Annotated in this window: 1 protein-coding gene; it reads right to left on the bottom strand. The window is 50.1% G+C overall.

Going from position 1 to position 1539, the window contains the following annotated elements:
* Positions 1 to 19 precede the first annotated feature (19 nt).
* A partial coding sequence (locus tag WCO56_29840) for a hypothetical protein (protein MEI7733804.1) occupies positions 20 to 1539 on the bottom strand: 1520 nt, incomplete at its 5' end.

The following is a 1539-nucleotide window of genomic DNA, read 5'->3' as shown; positions in this document are numbered from 1 at the left end:
GCTGGTTTTGATCTGCCCATTAATGGCTGGTTTTGATCTGCCCGGTGACATTATACTCTTGACGAAGGTGTGCGTCTTCATCAGTGAAAAGGTAGAACGGAGCAACCGGCATGACCGTATTCCATTTCATTGATGCGACGGTGTTGTTTGCAAGTGCGTTGTATTTGAACTCACGCGATCCAAACAGGTTGGCATGGTGAATTTGTCGTTGTGTTCCCTGGAATCCTTTGGTGAAAAGGGAAATAGCTACTCCTTGTTGAATATCAAAAACATTCTCATCCGGAGAGCCATCAGCACACTTTTCTTTCTTCTTGGAATTACCATGAAGATCGAGAATGTGGAGATTTGGAGAATCAGCGAGCAATTGGAATCGAATCCCCCTAAATGTGGGATTTTCTACAAACCCATGATTTGTGATAAATCCAAGAACGCCGGAATTGGAGATGGAGAGCGTATGAAGGGCGAGGCGAATAAACTTCACATAGTCGTCCTGTAGCCATTTTGGATTTTGTTCACCAAGGGGCTCTCCATCGACAAAGTAAAAATCCCGAACAAGCGACCGAATCCAGTCGCCCTGGTTAGATGAATGCCCGGCATAAGGAGGATTGCCAATAACGACAGTGAATCGCTTCGTACGTTTAACGTTATTGACTGCTGCGGCTTCGTGAGCCAGTGCCGGAAAGAACTCTGCAAACTGTTGGGTTTGAAAGCCTGTTGGCGGTTCGAGAGTATTGGTGAGGTAAATGTGTACGCGGCCCTCGAATTTGAACTGGTAATCGGGTTGGCCAAGGCGTGCGTTGATTTCGGAAAATTTCAGCGCGAGCTTCATGTGGGCGATGGTGTAGGGTGCCATCATGAGTTCGTAGCCGTAGAGTCGGGGCAGTAGTGCGGCAGGTACGTAAGCGTTCCAATAGGAACGAAAATCCGAAATCCGAATGCCGAGATCCCGAATTTTGAGTAGGGGCATCCCCTGGAGGCCGTGTTTTTCCCATTTGGCTTTCAGGTGCTGGAAGATGACCTCGATGACCTCGACGGGGAATGTGGCGGTGCCGGTGGCAATGTCGAGGATCATGACGAAAAACTCATCAGGCGAGAGGTCCACCTCCTCGCCCTCGGCTTTGCCCGCCTTGGGAACAAGGATTTTAGGGAGTTTGAGGGTGGGGTTCTTCTTCAGCATTTCCCCCCAGGTGATGGTGGAGGCAAGGCCGTCCTCGATGCCAAACTCGGTTTGGAGCAACTCGTGGGCTCCGCGGACAATATAGGAGACTACGGCATTGGGGGTGTAAAAGACACCGCGCTGGATTTTCTTTTGCTTGTCATAGGCGGCGAGAAAATGCTCGTAGAAATGAATGACGGGGTCTTCGTTGCGGGTGCGATTGCCGAAGTCGGCCTTTACAGCGTCCGCATTGGCGCGGTTGAGGACTTCGACGACATCCTGGATGCCGAGTTCATCGAAATCAAACGCGCTCTGGCGACCAGACAGGGCTATACAGCAGCGCATAAATAACGCTACATAAAGATTCTTAAAAAAACGGTTTG

Source organism: Verrucomicrobiota bacterium (assembly GCA_037139415.1).
Lineage (GTDB): Bacteria > Verrucomicrobiota > Verrucomicrobiia > Limisphaerales > Fontisphaeraceae > JBAXGN01.
This window is presented reverse-complemented; position numbering and strand designations above follow the sequence as displayed.